The 22,812-nt window shown below is 40.9% G+C and carries 26 protein-coding genes and 1 pseudogene; 16 read left to right on the top strand and 11 right to left on the bottom strand.

The annotated features are described in order from the left end of the window. Nucleotides 1–83: 83 nt before the first annotated feature. The 7 genes from AACW45_RS17105 (at nucleotide 84) to AACW45_RS17075 (ending at nucleotide 4,921) form a co-directional block, all read left to right on the top strand. Nucleotides 84–377, top strand: a complete 294-nt coding sequence (locus AACW45_RS17105; RefSeq protein ID WP_162398227.1) for a hypothetical protein — start codon at nucleotides 84–86, stop codon at nucleotides 375–377. Then, on the top strand, nucleotides 374–724 hold the full coding sequence (locus AACW45_RS17100) for a helix-turn-helix domain-containing protein (protein WP_162398228.1): 351 nt from the start codon (nucleotides 374–376) through the stop codon (nucleotides 722–724). The genes AACW45_RS17105 and AACW45_RS17100 overlap by 4 nt, the downstream gene beginning before the upstream one ends. Nucleotides 725–768: 44 nt before the next feature. Beyond that, the gene (locus tag AACW45_RS17095) at nucleotides 769–1,635 is read left to right on the top strand and encodes an ImmA/IrrE family metallo-endopeptidase (RefSeq protein WP_199331165.1); all 867 of its coding nucleotides are present in this window, start codon (nucleotides 769–771) and stop codon (nucleotides 1,633–1,635) included. Continuing rightward, nucleotides 1,628–2,434 carry a thymidylate synthase gene (locus AACW45_RS17090; RefSeq protein ID WP_190633711.1) on the top strand — a complete coding sequence of 269 codons (807 nt, stop codon included), beginning with the start codon at nucleotides 1,628–1,630 and terminating at the stop codon, nucleotides 2,432–2,434. The genes AACW45_RS17095 and AACW45_RS17090 overlap by 8 nt, the downstream gene beginning before the upstream one ends. A gap of 112 nt (nucleotides 2,435–2,546) precedes the next feature. Further along, nucleotides 2,547–3,695, top strand: a complete 1,149-nt coding sequence (locus AACW45_RS17085) for a nucleotide kinase domain-containing protein (RefSeq protein ID WP_190633710.1) — start codon at nucleotides 2,547–2,549, stop codon at nucleotides 3,693–3,695. Next, nucleotides 3,695–4,585, top strand: coding sequence for a nucleoside triphosphate pyrophosphohydrolase family protein (locus AACW45_RS17080; protein ID WP_190633709.1), 891 nt, complete (start codon nucleotides 3,695–3,697; stop codon nucleotides 4,583–4,585). Before AACW45_RS17085 ends, AACW45_RS17080 begins: the two co-directional genes overlap by 1 nt. A gap of 111 nt (nucleotides 4,586–4,696) precedes the next feature. Further along, nucleotides 4,697–4,921 carry a hypothetical protein gene (locus tag AACW45_RS17075; RefSeq protein ID WP_190633708.1) on the top strand — a complete coding sequence of 75 codons (225 nt, stop codon included), beginning with the start codon at nucleotides 4,697–4,699 and terminating at the stop codon, nucleotides 4,919–4,921. A 182-nt stretch (nucleotides 4,922–5,103) separates the two neighbouring features. Here the strand turns inward: AACW45_RS17075 and holA are convergent, their stop codons facing one another. From holA to AACW45_RS17025, 10 genes are all read right to left on the bottom strand, one after another. After that, nucleotides 5,104–6,057 carry a DNA polymerase III subunit delta gene (holA, locus tag AACW45_RS17070; RefSeq protein WP_190633707.1) on the bottom strand — a complete coding sequence of 318 codons (954 nt, stop codon included), beginning with the start codon at nucleotides 6,055–6,057 and terminating at the stop codon, nucleotides 5,104–5,106. Continuing rightward, nucleotides 6,054–7,490, bottom strand: coding sequence for a DNA polymerase III subunit gamma/tau (gene dnaX, locus AACW45_RS17065; protein ID WP_190633706.1), 1,437 nt, complete (start codon nucleotides 7,488–7,490; stop codon nucleotides 6,054–6,056). The genes holA and dnaX overlap by 4 nt, the downstream gene beginning before the upstream one ends. Nucleotides 7,491–7,736: 246 nt before the next feature. Then, the gene (locus AACW45_RS17060; protein WP_099066952.1) at nucleotides 7,737–8,090 is read right to left on the bottom strand and encodes a XisI protein; all 354 of its coding nucleotides are present in this window, start codon (nucleotides 8,088–8,090) and stop codon (nucleotides 7,737–7,739) included. Nucleotides 8,091–8,343: 253 nt separating this feature from the next. Next, a complete protein-coding gene (gene dnaN, locus AACW45_RS17055) occupies nucleotides 8,344–9,798 on the bottom strand; it encodes a DNA polymerase III subunit beta (RefSeq protein ID WP_190633705.1) in 1,455 nt (484 codons plus the stop codon). 203 nt (nucleotides 9,799–10,001) lie between these two features. Next, nucleotides 10,002–10,553 carry a WGR domain-containing protein gene (locus tag AACW45_RS17050; protein ID WP_190633704.1) on the bottom strand — a complete coding sequence of 184 codons (552 nt, stop codon included), beginning with the start codon at nucleotides 10,551–10,553 and terminating at the stop codon, nucleotides 10,002–10,004. A gap of 314 nt (nucleotides 10,554–10,867) precedes the next feature. After that, nucleotides 10,868–12,484 carry an AAA family ATPase gene (locus AACW45_RS17045; protein ID WP_190633703.1) on the bottom strand — a complete coding sequence of 539 codons (1,617 nt, stop codon included), beginning with the start codon at nucleotides 12,482–12,484 and terminating at the stop codon, nucleotides 10,868–10,870. Then, a complete protein-coding gene (locus tag AACW45_RS17040) occupies nucleotides 12,481–12,738 on the bottom strand; it encodes a hypothetical protein (RefSeq protein ID WP_190633702.1) in 258 nt (85 codons plus the stop codon). The genes AACW45_RS17045 and AACW45_RS17040 overlap by 4 nt, the downstream gene beginning before the upstream one ends. A 242-nt stretch (nucleotides 12,739–12,980) precedes the next feature. Further along, nucleotides 12,981–13,187: a DUF2997 domain-containing protein gene (locus AACW45_RS17035; protein WP_190633701.1), complete on the bottom strand. Its 207-nt coding sequence runs from the start codon at nucleotides 13,185–13,187 to the stop codon at nucleotides 12,981–12,983. Nucleotides 13,188–13,190: 3 nt separating this feature from the next. Next, nucleotides 13,191–13,637: a DUF1257 domain-containing protein gene (locus tag AACW45_RS17030; RefSeq protein ID WP_099066957.1), complete on the bottom strand. Its 447-nt coding sequence runs from the start codon at nucleotides 13,635–13,637 to the stop codon at nucleotides 13,191–13,193. Between the two features lie 251 nt (nucleotides 13,638–13,888). After that, complete coding sequence (locus AACW45_RS17025) at nucleotides 13,889–14,953, bottom strand: hypothetical protein (protein ID WP_373462091.1); 1,065 nt, start codon at nucleotides 14,951–14,953, stop codon at nucleotides 13,889–13,891. A gap of 809 nt (nucleotides 14,954–15,762) precedes the next feature. Here AACW45_RS17025 and AACW45_RS17020 point away from each other — a divergent pair. From AACW45_RS17020 to AACW45_RS16995, 6 genes and pseudogenes are all read left to right on the top strand, one after another. Then, nucleotides 15,763–16,089 (top strand): ArsR/SmtB family transcription factor, encoded by a 327-nt coding sequence (locus tag AACW45_RS17020; protein ID WP_190633699.1) that lies wholly within the window; start codon nucleotides 15,763–15,765, stop codon nucleotides 16,087–16,089. A 334-nt stretch (nucleotides 16,090–16,423) separates the two neighbouring features. Further along, nucleotides 16,424–17,425, top strand: a pseudogene (locus AACW45_RS17015) (PstS family phosphate ABC transporter substrate-binding protein); the annotation flags it as partial. Nucleotides 17,426–17,496: 71 nt separating this feature from the next. Next, complete coding sequence (gene arsB, locus AACW45_RS17010) at nucleotides 17,497–18,564, top strand: ACR3 family arsenite efflux transporter (RefSeq protein WP_277880409.1); 1,068 nt, start codon at nucleotides 17,497–17,499, stop codon at nucleotides 18,562–18,564. Nucleotides 18,565–18,596: 32 nt separating this feature from the next. Next, on the top strand, nucleotides 18,597–19,010 hold the full coding sequence (gene arsC, locus AACW45_RS17005; protein WP_190633698.1) for an arsenate reductase, glutathione/glutaredoxin type: 414 nt from the start codon (nucleotides 18,597–18,599) through the stop codon (nucleotides 19,008–19,010). A gap of 37 nt (nucleotides 19,011–19,047) precedes the next feature. Next, the gene (locus AACW45_RS17000; RefSeq protein WP_190633697.1) at nucleotides 19,048–19,506 is read left to right on the top strand and encodes a phosphatase domain-containing putative toxin; all 459 of its coding nucleotides are present in this window, start codon (nucleotides 19,048–19,050) and stop codon (nucleotides 19,504–19,506) included. Between the two features lie 182 nt (nucleotides 19,507–19,688). Further along, the gene (locus AACW45_RS16995) at nucleotides 19,689–20,546 is read left to right on the top strand and encodes a sulfite exporter TauE/SafE family protein (RefSeq protein WP_190633696.1); all 858 of its coding nucleotides are present in this window, start codon (nucleotides 19,689–19,691) and stop codon (nucleotides 20,544–20,546) included. Nucleotides 20,547–20,568: 22 nt separating this feature from the next. On the opposite strand, the gene AACW45_RS16990 is transcribed toward AACW45_RS16995, so the two are convergent. Further along, nucleotides 20,569–20,970, bottom strand: coding sequence for an ArsR/SmtB family transcription factor (locus AACW45_RS16990; protein ID WP_242045701.1), 402 nt, complete (start codon nucleotides 20,968–20,970; stop codon nucleotides 20,569–20,571). Between the two features lie 35 nt (nucleotides 20,971–21,005). On the opposite strand from AACW45_RS16990, the gene AACW45_RS16985 reads away from it, so the two are divergent. From AACW45_RS16985 to AACW45_RS16975, 3 genes are all read left to right on the top strand, one after another. Beyond that, nucleotides 21,006–21,422, top strand: coding sequence for an ArsI/CadI family heavy metal resistance metalloenzyme (locus tag AACW45_RS16985; protein WP_190633695.1), 417 nt, complete (start codon nucleotides 21,006–21,008; stop codon nucleotides 21,420–21,422). A 69-nt stretch (nucleotides 21,423–21,491) separates the two neighbouring features. Beyond that, nucleotides 21,492–22,157: an arsenical resistance protein ArsH gene (gene arsH / locus AACW45_RS16980; RefSeq protein ID WP_190633694.1), complete on the top strand. Its 666-nt coding sequence runs from the start codon at nucleotides 21,492–21,494 to the stop codon at nucleotides 22,155–22,157. Between the two features lie 13 nt (nucleotides 22,158–22,170). After that, a complete protein-coding gene (locus AACW45_RS16975; protein ID WP_277880408.1) occupies nucleotides 22,171–22,737 on the top strand; it encodes a metal-dependent hydrolase in 567 nt (188 codons plus the stop codon). Nucleotides 22,738–22,812: the final 75 nt, after the last annotated feature.

The following is a 22,812-nucleotide window of genomic DNA, read 5'->3' as shown; positions in this document are numbered from 1 at the left end:
ATAAATTAGTCTGAACTCCGATTGACATTTTGTCTTACCAAGCGTAAGATTATCTTACCAAACGTAATATAGTGTGCTGCACTATGACCCCAGAAAATGTAAAGGTCAAGCTGATAGAAGTGTTTCAAGAAATGCAGACTGATTGCGGGTATCAAGGGCAACCAATTACGGGAACAACCTGTCCTTTCAATGATTTAGGGTGGTTTGACAGTTATCTATGTCTTGCTGCTATTACTATGCTGTCTACTGAACTGAATGTAGACATTCCAAACGATGTAAACATTTTTCTTTCAGAGGATGGCACGCAGCGACTCACTATCAACGAATCAGTTGATGTAGTTTGTGAAATCGTCAGTAAAGGGAATCAAAAGAGATGACTGAACTAAAAGACAAAAAAGCAATTATCGCTTCTCGCATTCGGGAAGCGCGTAAAATGGCTGGTCTCTCTCAGGCACAAGTAGCTAAAATTCTTGGACTGCATCGACCCTCTGTTTCGGAAATAGAGGCCGGGAACAGAAATGCTTCTGCTGAAGAGATAGCAAAACTTGCAGAAATTTTTGATGTAAGTGTGTCATGGCTATTTGCTGAGGGTGTGGATAAAGTCGATATTCATGACAATAAACTTCAGCTTGCTGCTCGGGAACTCCAAAAGCTGAAACCAGAAGATTTAGACCGACTGTTAATATTACTTGCTTCAATGCGAACAGGGAGAGACAACCTGTGATTAGTAATATTAGTTACTTTGATACCAAGTGTAGGAAAAAATCTGTGGCTAATCAGAAGCAAGAATTGGCTAAACAGGCCATGCGTAAATCAATCGAAATTCGGACAAAAGCTGGTTTAGACCTCAAAAGTCCAATTTGTATCTATAACTTATGCGACAAACTTAACGTTAAAGTTCGATTTGTTGACATCAGTATGGAAGGTATGTATCTAAAAGAAAATGAACCACAAATATTACTTTCCGCGTTACGTCCTTTTACTAGGCGTAACTTTACCTGCGGTCATGAACTCGGACATCACGTTTTTGGACACAGTTCAACCATTGATGAACTGATAAAGGATTCGGAAAAATCTAAACCTTTTTATCCTGACGAGTTTCTGGTTGACTCCTTTGCAGGTTTCTTACTCATGCCGACTTTGGGCGTAAGAAAAGCATTTACTTCTCGTGGCTGGGATATTTCTTCAGCAACACCAGTTCAGATTTTCACAATTGCCTGTAGTTTTGGTGTTGGGTACGAGACTCTGATCAATCACATGACTTATGCGCTAGAAATTATTAATCGCACCAAAGCTGAGTTACTTCTCAAATTTACACCCAAATCTATCCGCCAAGAAGTTATTGGTTTTTCATCAACAGAGCCGTTAATTATTGCTGATAAAGATTGGTCAATGACTACACTTGATGCTGAGGTTGGAAGTTATCTTCTTCTACCAAGCACAGCAGAAGCAACGAATGAAACTATTAATTTCCAAGAAAATCACCCACAAGGTCGTCTCTTTCGAGCTAACCGTCCTGGGATTGTGCGTGTCTACTGTCCTGATGCTGATTGGGCAGTTCTTGTGCGGATTTCTCGTTATCAGTTTGTTGGATTAAGTCAATATCGCCACCTTGAGGAGCAGGAAGATGAGTAATAGTAGGCCTCTCCTTATTGATGAAACAAACCTTTCTTATGCTTGGTGTCGTGCATTCCTGCACATTATCGATCATCCTGGCAATGAAATTTCACCACTAATAATAAGCTTAACAGGCTTTAATAAAGGTATTCCCAACGAAGATCAATCTATTCGAGATGCACTAGATAACTGCCTTAAAAATAACAGCGAACAAAGTATCCACACAGTTGCAAATACAATTTTCCCGGGTTCTTTATGGAGGCATTCTAAATATGACCGGAAAAAATTCTTTGAAACTTACATTGATACTTTACCAAGAATTAAGGCTCTTGCTAAGTCTAAAAATAGACGTGGACTTTATTTTGAAAGGTTAATTGCTTTTGGTTCAGAATCACATCATTTCAACCAACTAGAACACATTATTTCTGAGTACACATCGCGCTCAAATGTTAGAAAAAGTATGCTTCAAGCTTCAATTTTTGATCCTGCACAAGATCATGTTTGTGATCCATACCTTCCTTTTCCTTGTTTGCAACACGTCAGTTTTGTACCTAACAATGAAGACAAAACTCTTGTTATCAATGCTTTCTATGCCACTCAACAGCTTATTAATAAAGCCTACGGTAACTACTTGGGGCTATGCAGATTGGGACATTTTATGGCTCATGAAATGGGATTGATACTTGACCGGATGAACTGCTTTGTAGGTGTAGAAAAATTACAGAAAATTGGTACAAAAACAATTGGTAAGAAATCGCCAATTCTCACTCCAGTTATAGATGCTGCTAGAAATACAACTAGCAAGTGGCAAACATAAAAATAGATAAAATATATCTTTTGTTTGCGTAGATAAGCTTAACAAAAGCTTTTTACGGACAAGAGTCATTCACTAATTTAGGGAAACAGAGATGTTTCTTAAGAGAAATAAAATGGTAACAAAACGTCAGAAACAGTCCAGCGAAAATACTGGACAGGACAAACAATTAAGTCTTGATATTGGCAACAGTGGCGAAAAAGCAATCTCATCACCAGTCATTATTTCACATATTTCACCCATAAAGCCTACAGTTGTATTCAATACTTATTGGCAGTTCGCTGCGGAACGACAAAAGATTTTTTTCAAAAAACTAGAAAATGCACCAATGCCTTGGACTGATGATCCAATTCTTTCTACATACAAGTTTACAAACGCTTATCGTGCAAGTGATCGTACAAGCCAGTATTTAATACGCAATGTTATCTATCGGGATGATCTACCATCTTCAATCAATGAAGTATTCTTTAGAATTATCCTCTTCAAGATTTTTAACAAAATTGAAACTTGGGAGCTTCTAGAAAATAATATTGGTCACATTACTTATGCTGACTATTCATTTGAACGCTACGATAAAATTCTCACAGAAACCATGCAGTCAGGTCAGACCATCTATTCTGCGGCCTATATCATGCCATCGGGTGGTAAAACATTTGGATATACTACAAAACATCGCAATAATCTTAAGTTGATTGAGAAGATGATGGCGGATAATCTGCCACAGAAACTCGCAGAGTCACGAAATATGCACCAGGGTTTCGATTTACTACATAGTTATCCAACTATTGGCGATTTTTTAGCATATCAGTTTATAACTGATGTTAACTATAGCGAGATTACTAACTATAGCGAGATGGCATTTGTCGTTCCTGGTCCTGGTGCGCTTGATGGTATCCGCAAATGTTTTCTTGATTTAGGAGGCTTAAACGAACCAGAAATTATTAAATTTATGGCAGAGCGACAAGAATTAGAATTTGAGAGGTTAGGACTCAATTATCAGTCACTTTGGGGACGTAAACTGCAATTAATTGACTGCCAAAATCTATTTTGTGAGGTAGATAAATATTCTCGGATGAAACACCCTGAAATATCAGGAATATCAGGAAGAACTCGTATAAAGCAAAAGTATTCAGTTAACGTACAACCAATTAGTTATTGGTATCCACCAAAATGGAAAATTAACCAAACTATAGAAGAATATACAAAAATTCAAGCTTCTGGACGATCTAAATCTAATTACAATCTCAGGGTAAGGAGTGAATGATGGATTTTTATGCATATCAACAACAAGCACTGAAAACAGATCAAGTTCCTGCTAAAAATGGAGATGGAATAGTAGTTCCTCTGCTGGGTTTAGTAGGCGAGGCTGGCTCACTCCTGACTGAATATAAAAAACATCTTCGAGATAAAGATGCCCATAAACTTTTCAAAGATTGTGTTGCGGAAGAGTTAGGAGATTTACTTTGGTATGTTGCTAACGTAGCAAGTAAGTTTGATCTGGATTTAACAGAAATTGCACAAAGTAATTTGAATAAATGTCGTGACCGTTGGGGAAGAAGAGATTTAGCACAAACAGATGGTGAAAATACAGCATACCTATTTGATAATGACTTTCCAGAATACGAGCGTTTTCCACGAAAAATTGAAATAAATATTACTGAAGAAACCGAAGATAACTCAGTAAAAGTGAGAGCATTTATCAATGGTAAACAAATTGGAAATTACCTCACTGATAACTCATATTCCAGTGATGGCTACCGCTTTCATGATGTTTTTCATTTGTCGTATGTTGCCGTTTTAGGTTGGTCGCCAGTTATTCGGAGTAGCCTAAAACTTAAGCGAAAAAGCAATCCCCGCACCGACGAAGTTGAAGATGGCGGTCGGGCAGTAGCTATTGAAGAAGGCATATCAGCACTCGCGTTTAGCTATGCCAAAGATCACGGGTTTTTGGAAGGAATTTCAGAGATAGATGAACAACTATTGAAGATCATTAAAAATATGACTCTCGATTTAGAAGTTTCTATGTGTTCACTTGGTGATTGGGAGAAGGCAATTTGTATGGGCTATGAAGTCTGGCGACAAATAGAGAAAAATCGAGGGGGTATAGTCGTTATTGATATGGATGCAAGTTTTATAGGTTATCAAGCAAAATAAATCTAGAAACAGAGTGATAGGAAAAATATCATGTAAGAGGCTGAGGCTTTGGATTTAGAGATTAAAATAGAGTTAGTAAAGGTAGAGTTTACTTGATTAGGAGGTTCTATGATGACTTTACAAGAAATTATTAATTCTATTGAAAGTTTGCGTACAGAAGAACTGGACTATTTGTTTGAGTTTCTCCGTAAAAAAAAGGAGGAATCTAGAGGGGATAATTTTTGGGAGGGATTACAAAAATTTAGAAGCGTAATCCAAAGCGAGGGGATTATCTTTACTGATGATGATTTCGCTGATTTACGAGAGCGCAGTGTGGTCAGAGAAATTGAACTATGAGCTTGAAATACTTACTTGATACCAATATTCTCAAGAGAGCCAGCACGTCCTATTCCTAAAATGAGAAACGTAACTTATGAAAATTATGTTAGATACTAATATCATTATTAGTGAATTTGGATTTTAGATTTAAATCAAATATACAATCCAAAATCCAAAACTCTCAGTCAACTTTATGTTGATTAAGTTAACTTAAATAACCTGCTAACACTAAGAATTATTAGCAGTAAATCCTTACTTTCAGCACCTCTCTTGATAGACATCTCCAAATCCAGCATCATAGTTACTGCCTTAGCTAAAGCATTGATGCTTGTATTTGCTACCTCCTGACGCAAATAGTAAATGCGATTAGGATTGCTGATACTGCAAAGTTGAGCTAATTCACTATCTTTCTTAATCCCAGAAACGATCGCAGATTTAACCCACAGCCAAGTTCTAAACTGCGTTAGGAGAGTAGCAACAATTACCATTAATGGTTCCGATCGTGACAGTAAATCATCCAGCAGGTGCAAAACTTGATTGCTTTCTCCTTGGCGAATAGCAGATGCCAGTTGTAGGCTATTCTGAGTCTGACATGGCACTAACTCTTTTACTTCTGCAAGCTCAAGTTGTCTGCCCTTACCATAAATATACAGTTTGCGTAACTCTGTGGCTGCACGGGTCATGTCGTTACCAATTGCTTCTGCTAGATATTCCACTGCACCCTTTGACAGCACCAACTTGATTTTTTTAGCCTGAGTACTGATCGCCTGTTCAATTAAATCATTACGCCAAGCTGGTATCAATGGAAACTCAAACAACTTGGCATACTTGACAATATGTTTGTAAACCTTCAGCCGCTTATCTACAGTGGTGGCGACAAACACCAGAATTGTGAATTCAGGCACTTGAACAAGCTGCTGCAAAGTTTCCAGCTCAGTATCACCCCACTGCTTGAGGTGGCAATTTTCCACAATCACCAGTTTTTTACCATCAGTCAAGGAACGAGTGCGAGCTACACTGATAGCTTGGTCAAGGCGATCGGCTGGAAATCGGTGATAGCAAAGTGTGAGCCATTGAGCATCAATCTCTGCTTTGTATTGGTTTAGCTGTTCCTGAATAGCGTGTTGGTCGTCACCTGTCAGCAAGACAATCATGCTTTTACCCTCCCATTACTGCTCTTATTGGCAGTTTTAATTAACACAGTCATTGGTTGTTGACTTTGGGTAGCTCGTTGCAGCATTTTAGCGATCGCCTCTTTACTACTTTCAAACTTATTCAAGTAAGCTGGTGTAACCTCTAAAATTGCCTTTTCATCTTGCAATTTAACGAGATTTGCATGAGCCAACAGCTTTTGATTGCTGGGTTTAGCCGTATCCATCACCTGCTGCCAAATTTGAGCCAGGTTGGCGGTATTGGCTGCAACTGCTGGTAACAATTTGCCATCATGCCCTTTGTCATCTACAGGTTTAGCAGTTAGCGTCTTGGTTGCACTGACAGGCAATAAACTGGGTATCAGGTTCAGTAAGCAAACTTCTAGCCACACAGCAGCATTTACTGTGTACCGCAGATAGTTTTCTGCTTTTTGTAACTCTGCTAAGGACAAATTCAGCGTCTCGAAATTCCAGTGATTTGCTAAAACCTTGAGTTGAGCATAGCTAACACAACTAGTCAGCAGGGATTGCTCTTTGGGTGCAGATTTGATAATCAGTAAATCTCGATATGTTTGCAGTAAGTTGGAGAGAATCAATTTGGGCGTTTTACCAGAGTCCACTAGAAGTCTTGCTACTTGCAGCAAGTTAAAGGTGTTGTTGGTGGATATTGCCTGTAAAATTGACATTAATTCTGTTTCTGTCACACCACCAGCGATTTCCATGACATGATTGGCAGTGATATCTTCATCTAAAAGACTCACCTGACCCAGTAATTGCAGTGCATCCCGCAATCCACCATCGCTGAGTTTTGCGATCGCTGTCAGTGCCTCCTCATCAATAGAGATAGATTCTGCATCTGCTACAATACGGAGGTGCTGCACAATTGCCTGAACAGACAAAGTGCGGAAATTAAACACCTGACAACGGCTGACAATGGTAGGTAACACCTTGTGCAATTCTGTTGTGCAGAGGATGAAAACAACATGAGGTGGTGGTTCTTCAATAGACTTAAGTAAAGCATTGAAGGCGTTACCAGTTAGACAATGGCACTCATCGAGAATAAAAATCCGGTAACGTCCTGCAACAGGTGCTAAGGTACTGCGCTCAATTAAAGCACGGGCATCATCTACACCATTATTAGAAGCAGCATCAATTTCACTAACATCTAGGCTATTACTGGTTTCAATTGAACGGCAGGATTGACAAACACCACAAGGTTGGTCAGTTGGTTTTTTAGTGTTGAGGCAATTGAGGGATTTAGCAAATATTCGAGCAGTTGAGGTTTTACCTGTGCCTCTAGAACCTGTGAATAAATAAGCGGGTGCAATTTGCAGGTATTTGACAGCATTAGTCAGAGCAGTTTTGATGTAGGGCTGTCCAACTAATTCGGCTATTGTCTGGGGTCGATATTTTTGATGTAGGGCGACTGTAGACATAGGATTCATTAACCTTAATTTGTCGCCCTTACCCCTGTTAAGGGGGTGTAATTTTGAATCCAAAGTAGGCTGATTTGCTCAACCGTTTCCAGTAAGATTTACCAATACCAAAAGTTGAGTACACCTAATTATTTAAACGTTGAAACAGGTGGATAAATTTATTGAATTTATAACCGAGCTATAGCACTTTTAGAATTCATATCCTTGGCTCATAAAACGCTAATTTTATCTTTTTTAGCTGCCTCCTTAAGCAGTAGCGAATTCTGTTAAACCTCGTTTACTGGGATGATGGAAACCCAAAACAATATCGGCTTGGGGTATTCCGGCTGATAGCAAATCATCAACAACGCATAAATTAGTTGCATCTTCTTCCACCCAAACTTTGCCGTTTTTAATGCAGAGATAGATGATAATATACTGGATCTGCTTTTTGTCATCCCAGCCAAAACGAAACCAAAGATATTGATCTCTTGTTTCATCAAAAGCCAAGCGATCGCTTACTTCAACTCCCGCATCTTTTACAACTTGAGTCTTAGTAGTTTCGTAATACTCAGTCAATATTTTCTTGATAGCATTGCGATATTGGTCTAGCTTATCCATTGCCGAATTTCCTCCTTTTCTGTATTTACAACTATTAACAGCAGGTGATTTTCATTAATAACTGCTTGTTTGGTATTTTGGCGGCAAATAGTTGGATATTTACCGCCAAAATGCACAGTTTCTATTTGTCAAAATCGAGGATTTTCGTTTATATTGTCCAGTTTTGTCCAGAGTTGCTCAAATCCCCGTCTAAAATAAACACTACTCGTATCCAAAACAACCTACAAAACTTCAAGATTGCGGTTAACATTTATTAAGTATTTAGAGTGTACAGTGGCAATAAGAATTGACGCATTTCCATTTGCAGTTCTGGATTTAATCTATCTCCATAAGGAACCAACATGGCAGGATGATCTGATTGTTGCAAGTGCATTTTGATAGCGGAACTAGGAATTGCTTTGGCTGCTTCTACTAAATACTTGAGGTTAAACTGGATATTCAATGACATTTCTGATGGTAGATGAGCAGCAATAACCTGATCGCCTTTGCCAAACTCCCGTTCAATTGATAATCGTAACTGCTGCAAACTTCCATCAAACTGTAAATAAATACCTTTCTCTTTTTTATCTGTTAACACAGATAAGCGTTCCAGTGCTTTGACTAAGAATGCTTTTTCTAGGATTACTTCTCGGTCAAAGCTAAATCTTGCCAATAGCTGTTCGCAGTCAGGGTAAGTTCCTTCCAGACATTGACATCTGAGGATAATATCTTGCCAAGCAAAACCCAAGCGATTACTTTGGGCATCATACAACAGATTAATGAATTCGACAGAATCATCCAAGTTACGCACTAGTTCCTTGAGGACTTGACCAGGAAGAGTAAATTGGATTATTTCTTCAGATTCTACTTGTTTGCGGGGTTTTCTACCTATTCCTTGAGTTGAAAGTTCAGTGGTTGCGACTCGATGCCCATCAGTACCAATAAACTTTAACTTCTCCTGTGCAAGTTGGATATGAACTCCGGTCAAAATATATTTATTTTCATCAGTGCTGACAGCATAAATTACACCTTTCAAACCATCTTTGAAAACTGTTTTTGGCAGAGGAATAGGAGTAGCATCAATTGTAGAACTAGGTGGAAACTCTTCAGCACTAATGCCTCTAATTTCATATTTTCCATCAGCATCAGATAAACTGAGAGAGCAGATTTTTGTTTGCTTCTCCTCATCAATAAGCTGTATAATCTGAGTCTGACTACTGAGGCTAATATTACCATTAGGGCAATGCTTAACTATCTCAAATAGCATTTCCACTGGCGCAGTAATTTCACCTTTGAGTAAAACTTGGGCTTCAAAACTTGCCTGAATTGTTAATGCTAAATCAGTAACAGTTAAATGTATCTGTTGTGTTTCGATATCAGCAATGATTAGAGCATTAGCAAGAATCGGATGGGTAGGTTTAGCTGGGGTAGCACAACTAACTAAAGAGAGTGCATCGTGAAATTTAGTTTGTGAGCAGATTACCTCCATTCCTGATTCTATAAGTGGTTGAGAGTTTAACTCTGATTTGGCAGAACGTTTATTAGTACGCTTATTTAAGATAGGCTCAGTTGAAGTATCAGCATCAGGAGATGTAAATTTTTTCTTTTTACCTGTAGATATTTCTGGGATATTTGCTGATACCTCATTTTCGCCTTTAGGAGTAGCTACACTTGTTTTTTTGGTCTGATTGGCAGGCTTTACCCTTTGTTTCGATGCTGTTTGAGTCATGATAATTTATTTCTGGTTGCGTCATTGTTAGAAAGGTGACTGCGATAGCAGAAAATAAAGGATGTGAAGTTTTGAATCAGATACTTTTACTCTGTGATACATACGAAAGTTTACTGATATATCCCATTTAACCGCTCTCAGGTAAGCCTTTATTCTAATCGTAGCTTTCGGAGTATCAGGCTCCGCTCCTGAATTATTAAGTTCTACAAATGCCTCCAAAAGTTCTTTCCAATGCTTTTTAAACTGATAACTTTGCTTGTATTGCCAGATTCTTCTGTAGTGTTATCAACCAGCACAGAATCAGTTTCCAACAAAGAGTTTAGCAGTGATAGTTGATGTTCAACATCTGCCACATCGCGGTATATTCGAGACGGGTCTATTTTCATTCCTAAAGGTGTAGGAACGATTTTTAAATATTGGTTTAATGCCTCTAGATAATTTCTATTGGCAAATTGTCTTTGTGCTACATAAGGGCGCAAAATCTCCAGTAATTGGATAGCTCTTTTGATTTCTAGAGAATCAGAAGTACTATCAATTTGAGGTTGGCTTTCTCGGTAGCCTTTCATTTTCTTCTCAGCCACGAGATTGTGGAATTTAGAAACTGCTTGTTGAGCATTACCGAAAGAGTGAACTTTTTGCTGAGATTTGTAGCCTACCCTACCCCACTCAACAGTTAGATTGCTTTGCTCAACTTTTGCACTCCAGAATTTGTTACTGTTCTGAGCCGCATCTACAAATATTAAGTAAACTTCCATATTTTTGACCTGATTCAGAGTAGACTATTGCCATGTCAAATGAACATCTCAACAACAGATATTCATTTGATAAAAGCTTCAAATTATGACTAATTGGGCAATACCTAATTAGTAAAAATTCAATGTGGAGTAGTTTCTTTCATTTTGGCGTTCCTGCTTCTCCTGTCGGAGACGCTACGCGAACGGGTGGCCGTAGACATCGCTTCTCTTCTTAGGCTGTGCCAACGAGACGCTGTTCGCGATGGGCTACGCCCCGCTGGAAGCGATCACTCACCGCAGAGATCGCTTCTTGGTCTTACAAGAAGCGCATTTATCTAATTAGTACGGAATCTAGAAGTACGAAGACCTTTCTTAGACACCTGCACAGGACTGGAAGCTGGTCGCGCAATCTTTGACCAAGATTGCATCCGCTCAACAGCAGCAGCATCTTGAACAGCTAAAGGGGTGATATTTTGCTGGCAATTTTCTAAATCAGCCAGTGTGACCTGCTGAGGTCTTCCCTCATCGAAAGCCAGTAGAGCTGCTTCTGATGCCAGGGTTTCTAACTCAGCACCACTAAACTTGTCGGTGCTAGCAGCGATCGCCTCTAGATATTCCTGCGGAACTTCTATACCAAACCGTTCTAAGTGAATTTTGAGAATCTGGCAACGTTCCAACTCAGTAGGCAGGTCAACGAAGAAATTCTCATCAAACCGCCCTTTCCTCTTGAACTCAATAGGCAGCGCTGTTGGGTCATTACAGGTTGCCACCACAAACACCCCCGCCGTACACTCAGACATGAAAGTGAGTATATTCCCCAGAATCCTTTGTGAGACTCCAGAGGTGTCGCCGTTAGCTGAAAGTGCTTTCTCAACCTCATCGATCCACAAGATACAAGGTGCGATCGCTTCAGCAGTCTTGAGTGCGCGGCGGACATTGCCCTCAGATTCTCCCACCAGACTACCAAGCATTGAGGCAATGTCTAATTGCAGCAGTGGAAGATTGAGTATGGTTGCAATGTTTTTCGCCACTATCGATTTACCTGTCCCTGGTGGCCCTGCTAGTAGCACTCCTTTAGGTTGGGGTAGATTTAGCGATCGCGCTTCTTGAGAAAATAATCGGCGGCGGCGTTGCAACCAATCCCGCAATAAATCCAAACCACCAAAGGGTATAGTCGCCGGTTTACCTAATTCGATACTCATTTGAGCCAGTAGGCGGGTTTTGTATTCGACAACCAAGGGAATAATTGTAGTATCGATTACTATACCTTTAGAAGTTAATCGCTCCTTAACAGTGAGCCGGAGAAAGTCGCTGATTTCCTCTAGTGTCAAGCCTAATGCTGCTCTTGCCAAAGTTTCTTTATCTTCAGTGGTGAGAGATATGGTAAAAGTTACCTCTTGCTCACTGGCAGATTCTTGCAAGTACAGTAAATATGATTCTAAGTGGTCTTGAATTTGCTCAATGCTGGGCAAAGGAACTTCACAGCAAGGAATTAGTCTCAGCAGGGATTCGTGCAGTTGAATGTTTTGACCTAAAAGCACAATTCGCTTTTCAGTCGGTTTGAGGCGATGGTACAAATTTTTTACTCTAGTGAGGACTTCCCAACTCAATTGCAGGGAGTTTTTACCCACAAAAGGGTGAACATCTCCCAGGATAAAAACCCCATTACCGCCGAAATTGTTGATGTACTCGAACACATATATTAAAGGGTCTATGTGAGGCGGCTTTTTATACGTTTCGACTGATTTGAACACCAGTCCACCGTCGTCAGCAATCAGACATTGCTCTAAGGCGGAAACTCCCAAATTCCAGAAGTATACAGGACTGTTAAGTTTGTCCATCACTTCAGTAGTTAACCACTGAATGATAGTGGCTTCTTCGGGGGACAGAACATCTATTGCCACGATGGGTATTTGAGAATCAATGGTGGTAATCAAGTTTGATAGTTTCATTGTTGCGAATTTTGGTCGGGTACAGGAGAAAGTTTTTCGTGAGTGGTAACAAGATGCACGACTACTTCGTAAACTTCGGCATCGCCGTTAAACACTTCAGCAACTCCAGAAGAATTTGGATGAGCAATGGCAGAAATTAGGGCATTGACTAAAGCGCACAATCCCTCTGCATTTCCTTTGATAATTACTGGTTCCCGCGCTCTTTTTGAGGGGTAAATATGGAGCATCGGATAATCTTCAGGTAATTCGCTCATAGAAAAATTGTGCGGGGGGATTTTCCTCGTCCCCCCATCGAATGTTTATTGGTGGAATGACACAAAGACAAGGAAGAATTATTAAAGTCCCCTATCTTCTTTGTCTTTCCACTTTCCCTTGTCATCATTTATTGGCGTTGCATAAATGCGGGATGATTTATCTCACGCTCCAGACGCAGAGAGAATAAGGAGTTTTAAATTTCAATACGTAAAATTTCATCCCATAATTCAGCAATGCCCATTTATTGGTACAACTGTTGTTGATGAGTAATCGAACTACGAAGCTGTTGCTGAAATTCTGGTTTGTAAGTGCGATCGCCTTGCACTATACCTAAAGCTTCCTCAAAGGGTTGGGTTGCTTCTAGGCACGACAATCCCTCAAATCCCTCGGCTTCTATTTTCACTTCACCTGTAGCAGTGTCAAAATGTATCAATATTTCCCGTTCCATAAATTATCTCCGAACTTGTTGAGTTTGCTGGTGTGCTGAAAATGCAAGGCGCAGAGTATGTACCTGACCGTTGGTTTCTTCTGTGATGGTGCATTCTCCTAGATGTTCTTGTAACTGGGCTGCTTTAGCGCGAACCATCTTCTTGCCATAGGCTTGTATTAGGGTGTGAGAAAAGAAGTTTTCTCCTAGTCGGGGTACAGTTTCATAGGCATCATGGATGAGTTGATACACCCCTGCCTCTTGATCCCACCTAAACCCGATATCTGCGCGGACACTTAAACTACGGCCAGGGACAACAATCTCAGCACTTTTCCCCTGGGAGTCGTCGTAATAACCTCTCAGCGATTGTGGTTTTTCATAAACTTGGACAGTAAGCTGCAAATCTTGTAGAGCTTGTACTAAACATTCACGGTTAGTTAGTTTTGTGGTGACAGTTGAAAAGTGCGACATTTCCTACCTCTAAATACTGTGGACTGGTAAATTAATGGGAACAGTGGTGATAGACAAGGAAGCAAAAAGTTCCTACCTATCACTTCCCCTTTTAAGTGCGTAGCAAGCTTGGGAAGTGTGGGCGTATTGTCTTCCTCTTCAACGCCACTTGACGCCAGTCGCCTCAAGTCGGGAAACCCGCCCACCGCAGTGGCTCCCCCACACCTCGGTTTCAATCAACGACGATACAGACACGTTCTCGATTGTTTTTTCTAGCGAAGTTTGAGAGACATCGCTGTAGCTTTGGTTAAGCCCATACCCTCATCACTTGCTAATCGTTGGAGATGGCGTTGTTCATCCAAAAGCTTGGAGCAAATTTCATCCATTCTTTCCTGCAACTGAGAACGCCCTTGTGAATCCAGCTTTTTGGCATCCACAGAAGCGTTTTCGAGAACATTTTCTAGATGAGTCATCATTTGTCCAAGGCTGCTACCTGCTTCAAAACTGGCGTTAGCCAAAAGCACTTGGACTTTTTTGAAATGGCGTTCCATCTTCTTCTTGAAGTTGACTGGCTTGCGTCCTGGTTCCCAATTGCTCAAATCTTCGAGCAACTGGGCTGCTAGTTGTTCACCGAGAGCGATCGCTGATTCCCTCAGTGTTTGTTCTAAATTTCTGTCATACTGTTCGATAAACCGAGTTATTTGCCCTAAGCATTCAGCTTGTTTCTCGGACAATTGTTCACTGATGGCGGGAATAATGACAGGACGACCAATTACTACTTGTAAATAGTCCTCTAGTTCCTCTAAACAGGGAAAAGCTTTGGCTAAGTTCTGCTTAACTTCTTGTTGTTGTTCTACAGATAACTGCCAAGCATTGAGTGAGAGAAATTTGTCAATACGTTCTTGATAATCTGTGTACCCCTTTTCATACTCTTCTTTTAGTTGAGTGCGTAAAACAGGTGCAATCTTATCTCGAATTTCGATTAGTTGATTCCAGACCAAGGGCGCTAAGTCTATAGGACAAATCCAATCACCATTGTCATAATTCATCCATTCTTGAACTGAAGTAATTTCTTGCCTTAATTGGTTTGCTGCTTCGTCCAAAGCTTTGAAAACTTTGATGCCCTTTAAACCAACTTCTGAGCTTGTGACCTTTACTAAGTCAGATTCTTGTTCATCTTGAGAATATTTGAGAACATCTGTCCATTTTGGAGCATTACTCTTAGTTGTCTTCTTTAACTGAATCTTGAAACGGATGCGAGTTTTATTCAGCTTAGAGAAGTTATATCTTTCAACAACAGCGTCTTTCAGAAAGGTTTCGCTTGAATTAGTAATCACTGAGTTTACCACATTCACTAGGAACAATAAGATTTATTCACTTCAGTAAAATAAAGCGTAAGCTTTACCTTTTCACCACTCATTTGGGCTATAATTTTATTCATACAAATCATTTAAATGCTTACTAAATATAGATAACTTTGTAGTAAGGGCTTAAGCCCTGCTTTCATGCAACTTAAATGCTCATTAGCTTATTTAATTTGTGATTTTCACAAGGCACAGAACCCCGATTTATTAGATAAATAGGGGTTCTCATTGTTGACGAATGATTAATCTGAATTTGGCATTGAGCCGAGATTCACGCTAAAACGGAAATAGAAGCTGAAAAAGCTTATCCTATATAAATTTCAGCTTTTTAACTCTCCCATTTTACCCAAACATAAGAAGGCTACAAGCAGACATAGGTTAGTACAGAGTTAGTAATTAGTCCAGTCAGAACTTAAATACCAACTTATGACCCTAAGCTGGTAAAACAAAAAACAGAGCCTCAAAAACAGCCGACCGTGCTAGTTCCAACTCATTCAATAGTTTTTGATACAATGCTGCATCCTATATAATCACCGATGCCTTGCCATTGACGGGGAGAACAATCAGTTTATGGCTTTCCTGTAAGTGTTCAATGAAGTGGTTGGCATTGCGCTGAAAGTTTCAAAGGGGCTAAATCTCCCTTGCATCAAGCATAACTGTTACCTCCACATGAAATATTCATGGAATTTCCTGCTATTACTTCAGACTAAGAAATCCAATAATTTTTTAGGTTGAATTTAGCTTGCTATGATAAATATGAAAAGATAGTTCAATAAAACTTGATGGATTCTCTTGCCACCCTCACGAACGCTACTATCGCTGCTGGCTTCCATGCTCTTTCTGAACCATTGCGGCTTCAAGTCTTGGAACTGCTGCGAGAGCAAGAACTGTGTGTGTGTGACTTATGCGAGACTTTAGAGGTTACTCAGTCAAAACTGTCTTTCCATTTGAAAACTCTCAAAGAAGCTGGGTTAGTCCGTTCGCGTCAAGAGGGACGCTGGATTTACTACAGCCTTAATTTGGTTCAATTTGTAGTATTAGAGCAATATTTATCTGATTATCGCCGCCTAGCTCAAATATTGCCTGCCCGCTCCTGCCAAAATACTTAGTAATATATCAATTTTTTTTGATGAATATTTATATCTAGCAGTTGACACTACCCTAATATATCAAGTTTATTTGAAATGAGAGAGATAAACTTAGTTACAGCACAGGGGGGAGGTCAATGAAAGAAAAAGTTAAGAAATTGGCTCTCGCGCTCTTAACGCTGGCTCTAGCAAGTAGTTGTGGGGAGCAATGCGATTTTGTTAGATCGGACTTTAATTCTCAGTTAAAGAGCTAGATTCTCAATAAAAACAGTTTTAGGGGTGCGATCGCACCCCTAAATAGGTGATTTAGCACCTAAATTTTAAGCACCTCACAAAATCGCATTGCTCCCGTAGTTGTGCAGCTTCTTCAACTTCTAGCACTCAAAGTCAACAGTCCCCAAACGCTATTGAAGTTAGTAACACTTCAAAGGCTAGGACGACAATTAAAATTGATGGTTCTAGTACCGTATATCCAATTACCCAAGCGATCGCCAAAGAGTATCAAGCTGACCCAAAGAATAAGGTGCAGTTTGCAGTTAACATTTCCGGTACTACTGGCGGGTTTGAAAAATTTTGTGCCGGAGAAACCGACATTAGTAACGCTTCACGACCGATTTTGAAGGTCGAGATGGAAGTTTGCAAAAAAAATGGTGTGGTGTATATGGAGTTTCCCATTGCTTTTGATGCACTTACCGTTGCCGTTAATCCGCAAAACAACTGGGCAAAAGACATCACAGTAGCAGAATTGAAAAAGATTTGGTCACCGGAGGCCCAAGGGAAAATTACCCGATGGAACCAAGTACGTGCATCTTGGCCAGATCGTCCAATGAATTTGTATGGTGCTGGTCAAAAGTCTGGTACTTTTGACTACTTTACAGAAGCGACTGTAGGTAAAACTAGAGCAAGTCGTGATGACTACACAGCAAGTGAAGATGATGAGGTATTGGTCAATGACATAATCAAAGACCCAAATGCTCTAGGTTATTTTGGTTATTCCTATTACGAAAAATACCAAAATAAGTTAAAAGCGTTGGCAATTGACAACGGCAAAGGTGCAGTACTGCCGTCGCGTCAAACTGTGGAGAAAGTCCAATATCAGCCTCTTGCCCGACCTTTGTTTATCTACGTTAATTTTCGAGATAAGCAAGACAAAGGATTAGTGAACAAATTTGTAGAATTTTACATTGATAAAGCACCAACAACAGCCAGTGCTGTGGGCTATATACCTTTACCAAATGAAAGCAAACGTCTCAATTACGTTCACTTATATGAAGGAAAAGTGGGAACAGTATTTGGAGGAAAAGCAGAGATGAACCTAACAATTGGAGAGTTATTACGGAAGGAAGGACAGTTCTAGATATGGACAACCCATCCCAAGCAATCAACTTGTTCATTATCAAACTTTAGAATGCAAACTGTGCGAACCCTATGATGAACAAAAAGACTTCAAAACGCCTTTCCTTTCTTGACCGATTCTTGACCTTGTGGATTTTTTTAGCAATGGCTATCGGGGTCTGTTTGGGATATTTTTTTCCTGGAGTTGAAGCGTTTATCAATCAGTTCCAGGTGGGAACGACCAATATACCAATTGCCATCGGGTTAATCCTGATGATGTATCCACCCTTAGCCAAGGTGCGATACGAAGAGTTAGGGGATGTATTTCGCAACGGGAAAATTCTCGGTCTGTCTCTAATTCAAAATTGGATCATCGGGCCAATTCTGATGTTTGCTCTGGCAGCTACCTTCTTACGTGGTTACCCAGAATACATGACGGGATTGATTTTGATTGGATTAGCCCGCTGTATTGCAATGGTAGTTGTATGGAGTGACCTAGCACGAGGCAATACAGAGTACACAGCTGGATTAGTTGCCTTTAACAGCATTTTTCAAGTTATCTTCTACAGTCCTTATGCATGGTTTTTCATCAGTGTGCTGCCCCCAATATTTGGATTACAAGGCAGTGTCGTTAACGTAAGTATTGCTGAGATTGCCCAGAGTGTGTTCATCTATCTCGGTATTCCCTTTTTAGCCGGATTTTTCACTCGTTTCTTCTTAGTAAAGGTAAAAAGTAAGCCTTGGTATCATGAGGAATTTGTTCCCAAAATTAGTCCCATCACATTGATTGCTCTGCTATTTACAATCGTGGTCATGTTCAGCTTGAAAGGAAATTTGATTGTTCAAATTCCCTTGGATGTGGTTAAGATTGCAATTCCAATGATTATTTACTTCGTCGTCATGTTTTTGGTCAGCTTTTACATGGCGTGGCGAATTAAGACGGACTATTCGAGAGCCGCAAGTGTAGCATTTACAGCCGCAGGTAATAATTTTGAGTTAGCGATCGCAGTAGCAATTGCAGTGTTCGGTATTAATTCGGGTGCGGCTTTTGCAGCTGTCGTTGGCCCCCTAGTGGAAGTGCCTGTACTAATTGGTCTTGTTAATGTTGCCTTCTGGCTTCAGAAGCGTTATTTCGCACCAGCTGAATCGAGAACCCTATAAATTTAGTCCCATTATTACAGAGGAGTTGAATAATGAAACGTGTGATGTTTGTCTGCAAAAAGAATTCTGCCCGTTCCCAAATGGCAGAAGGCTTTGCTAAAACCCTTGGTAAGGGAAAGATTGAAGTAATCAGCTCTGGATTAGAAGCAAGTGTTGTCAGACCAGAGGCGATCGCTACCATGAAAGAAATTGGCATTGACATTACCGATCAACACTCCAAACCTCTGAGTGACTTTAAAGCCGAAGATTTTGATGTAGTAATTTCTCTGTGTGGCTGTGGGGTGAATTTGCCACCAGAGTGGGTCGTGCGGGAAGTATTTGAAGACTGGCAGTTAGATGATCCAGCAGAAAAACCTGAAATTTTCCCCAGAGTGCGCGATGAAATTAAAGAACGGGTGACTCAACTAATTGAGTCCCTCAAAGAAGAACTTACGCCTGCTGGATAGAGATTGTAATACTGGGATGAAACACAGGCTCGAACCAATGGAGCAAGAACCAATTCAACCGATAAGAGAAAACCTGTGGTGGGTGATTCCAGGAAAACTGGCTGGTGTGCGTAAGCCTATGGCAGAGGAGTTAACCGAATTACAGGCGGCTGGTATTCATGCGATCGTCTCCGTCATGGATGACCCATCTAATTTAGATTTGTATCAACAGGCAGACATTCCTTACCTTTGGGTGCCTATTAAAGGAGGCACCGCACCCAGTCAGGAACAGCTTCAGAACTTACAAAACTTTATTAACAGTCAAAATGCTCTTGGCAACGGTGTTGCAGTTCATTGCACTAGTGGCAGACGGCGCACAGGAACAATCTTAGCTTCCTACTTGATTAATACTGGTTCGTCTTACGACGACGCAATGCAGAAGATTTTGAATGCCAATCCTGATGTTGAGTTGCGAGAAGCCCAAACCACGTTTCTCAGAGAGTTAGCACAAGGATAAGGCAATTACCATTGAAGTACTTCCTAACATAGACATCCATGCTAAAGGGGTAGTCTCTGAAAAATTTCTTGAATGCTCAATCATGTTTAATCATAATTTAGCTTTTGTTGCTCAATGAGCCAGCTGTACTAGACTCAATCTCAGTAAAGCTGTATTATTAAACACTAAAAGCCAGAAAGTTGATGAAAAAGAATAACTCTTCGTCTGCATTAGAGCCAACAGTCACTTCGTTACAACAAGTGCGTCGTTTGAGATTATCCTTTCTTTACGCTGTGCCGATTGGGGTGTTAGGAGGACTGATCGGCTTGGGAGGTGCAGAGTTTCGGCTGCCAGTTCTGGCCGGAATTTTGGGTTATTCAGCACGGCAAGCTGTACCCTTGAACCTAGCTGTTAGCTTGGTGACAATTGCTGCATCCCTGGCAATTAGGGGCAGTACGCTCTCCTTTAACCTGGTGATTCCGTTGTTACCTGCGGTCTTGTCCTTAATTTTCGGAGCGGTTATCACTGCCTTTTTTGGGGTGGCAATGGCGGGAAGACTCTCAAATGATCAGCTTGAGAGAATCATCCTAGTGCTATTGGTATTAATTGGCGTTGCCCTATTAGTCGAAGGCTTTCTTCCTCAACAAATACCAGCCCTTCTACCTCCTACTTTAGGCTGGCGCATTGGAGCAGGTATTGTATTTGGATTAGCAATTGGGCTGGTAAGCAGTCTTCTTGGGGTTGCAGGCGGTGAAATAATTATCCCAACGCTTGTTTTTGCTTTTGGTGCAGATATAAAAACAGCGGGTACAGCCAGTCTCTTGGTCAGCTTACCAACTGTGCTAGTGGGCGTTATTAAATATGCCAGTCGAGGGGCCTTTACAGACCGCGCAGCTTTAAGCAATACTGTTGTTCCTATGGGAGCAGGTTCGGTGATTGGAGCCGTCGTTGGGGGAATGCTTGTCGGGGTTGTTCCAGCAGCAGTACTAAAAGTCATGCTAGGGATAATCTTGAATGTCTCTGCGTTTCGAGTTTTTCACAAAGCCAAATCTCATGACTAATGACCAGTATGGAATACTACTTTCAAACTTGTTTTGATTTTGGAAGAGTTAGTACCTTCTGCAATATCTCGAACCGTTCTGGTACTAAGCGATAGTAAATCCAAGTCCCACGTCGTTCCTTTTGGAGCAAGCCTGCTTCATACAATACCTTCAGATGATGGCTCACAGTAGGTTGTGATAAACCAAGTGGCTCTATCAACTGGCAAACGCAAGCTTCTTGTGCAGGTTGAACCGCAATAAAACTGAGCAACTGTAAACGAGCGGATTCACCCAGGACTCGAAATAACGCAGCAATCTGAGCTGCTTCATCCGGCTGCAACACCTCTTGCAGCAGGAAAGGACAACACGTTGAAGTAGAGATTGAAGAATTCATATTTATATATTGACACTCATCAATATAGTTTGGCAATATATAGATACTCATAAATATTGATGAGTATCGATTTAAGGAGAACTGCTATGTCTCGTGTTCAACTTGCTTTGAATGTTAGTGATATCGATGCTGCGGTTGATTTCTATAGCAAGCTTTTTGGTACTGAACCTGCAAAACGCCGCCCAGGTTACGCCAACTTTGCGATCGCCCAGCCTCCTCTAAAACTAGTACTAATTGAGAATACAGAGGGCGCTGGCACTTTAAATCATTTGGGTGTGGAGGTTGAGACAGCAGATGAAGTTTTAACCGCAGGCGATCGCCTGCAACAACTTGGACTAGAAACTCGGCCAGAGGAACAAGTGACTTGTTGCTATGCCCTTCAAGATAAAGTGTGGGTGCATGACCCAGATGGCGCACCTTGGGAGATTTATAAAGTTTTGGCTGACTCACAAGTGCGAGATATCAAACCTGTTGAAGTCAACAAGAAGGCGTGCTGCCAATAACCTAGCTGTTTTTAGTCTATAGCTCTACGCTTATTTGTCCTAGCTATTAATCTGTATCCTGACATCTCTATGACGACATTTGACCATCCCCCCAGAATTTTGTTTTTGTATGGTTCCCTGCGTGAGCGTTCCTATAGCCGCCTCTTGGCTGAGGAAGCAGCACGCATTATTGAAGAATTTGGGGCAGAGGTGAAGTTTTTTGATGCGCGTGAACTTCCAATTTATGGCAGCGTACCTGACACTCACCCAAAAGTACAGGAATTGCGCGAATTAAGCCTGTGGTCGGAAGGGCAGGTCTGGTCTAGCCCAGAGCTGCACGGTCAGATTTCTGGCATTATGAAAAACCAGATCGATTGGATTCCCCTCAGCATGGGAGCGATGCGCCCAACTCAAGGTAGGACTTTGGCTGTGATGCAGGTGAGCGGTGGGTCACAGTCTTTTAACGCCGTCAACACATTAAGAATTCTTGGACGCTGGATGCGGATGTTCACTATCCCCAATCAATCCTCCGTTGCCAAAGCCTACCTTGAGTTCAATGAGGACGGCACTATGAAAGATTCGCCCTACCGCGATCGCGTCGTGGATGTCATGGAAGAACTTTACAAGTTCACCTTGTTGCTACGAGACAAGGTGGACTACCTAACTGATCGTTATAGCGAACGCAAGGAGAAAGCAGCAAAACAAATGATTGAGGTAGCAAGCATTGCCTTAGAGATGAACACAAGCCAGAGTTAAATAGGCTAGTTACATGAACACCCCCTCCCACTTTCTCATGACAGCGGCTCTAGATAAGGCTTTAGTGCGAGTACCAATTGTTAAAAGTGCGTTTCTGCTTGGTTCTGTAGCTCCTGATATACCCCTTTGGGTTTTATCTATCAGCGGGGTTGTTTACTATCACTTCATTTTGGGTTGGAGTTTAGGAAACACTTCTCATCTGTTGTTTGACCAACTGTACTTTCATAACCCTGCTTGGATAGCACTCCATAATCTGCTACATGCCCCCGTGCTGCTTCTGCTTGGCTTAGGATTAGTCTGGCGACGCAGACGAAACATTGGGTCACGCGAGCGCTGGTTATTCTGGTTTCTATTAGCATGTCTATTCCATACTGTTGTAGACATCTTCACTCATGCCAATGATGGGCCACTGTTGTTTTTCCCTTTGGAGTGGAGCATCCGCTTTCATAGCCCAATTAGCTACTGGGACACGCGCTATCACGGACGAGAATTTGCACGATTTGAACAGGCTCTAGATGCAGTACTACTTGTCTATCTTCTAGCTTCGCGTTTTTTCTTAAAACGCTCCAAATTGTGTTGAGGTAATTGCGCGCAATTTTATATAAATTTTTTAGTGAAGAGATTGAGTAAATCTTTAAAATCGCATACCAACAAA

Origin of the sequence: Calothrix sp. FACHB-168 (assembly GCF_963889195.1) — a bacterium.
Taxonomy (GTDB): domain Bacteria; phylum Cyanobacteriota; class Cyanobacteriia; order Cyanobacteriales; family Nostocaceae; genus Aulosira; species Aulosira anomala_A.
Note: the sequence above shows the minus strand (reverse complement) of the source record. Positions and strands in the feature narration are given on the sequence as shown.